This window comes from Actinocrinis puniceicyclus (assembly GCF_018283645.1).
In the GTDB taxonomy this organism is placed as follows: Bacteria; Actinomycetota; Actinomycetes; order Streptomycetales; family Catenulisporaceae; genus Actinocrinis; species Actinocrinis puniceicyclus.
In genome coordinates, this window is record NZ_JAGSXH010000409.1 from 1 (window position 1) to 392 (window position 392).

At 67.9% G+C, this 392-nt stretch carries 1 protein-coding gene; it reads left to right on the forward strand.

Features of this window, described 5'->3' with window-relative positions; genetic code table 11:
• On the forward strand, positions 1 to 135 hold a 135-nt coding region (locus KGA66_RS32395), incomplete at its 5' end, for a transporter substrate-binding domain-containing protein (RefSeq protein ID WP_211472944.1).
• Between the last annotated feature and the right edge of the window lie 257 nt (positions 136 to 392).

A 392-nucleotide genomic window follows, 5' to 3' on the forward strand; every position in this document is an offset into this window, starting at 1 on the left:
GAATACGGCGTGGGCGTGCGCAAGGACGACACCGCCCTGCAGGGCCGCCTCGACAAGGCGCTCGCCGACATGAAGCAGGACGGCGCCGCGGCCACGATCGCGACGCAGTGGTTCGGCAAGAACATCATCAAATAACTGGCGCGCATCCCCCTGAGCGGCTTCGCCGCTTCCCCCTTCTCTCGCATCGCTGCGCGATGCGGGAAGGGGGACGCAGCCGGCGCTGCGGGGCGGCCCTTGCGCGGCTGCCGCTGGCCCTTGGCCGCGCCAGTGCCTGGGCCTTTGACCTTGCTGGCTGCCGCCGTTTAGCCATGGATTCTCGTAGCTCGTAGATGGATTACGTTCTTTCACTTCTGGGGCCGCTGGCGCAGGGCGCGACGGTCACGCTGAAGCTC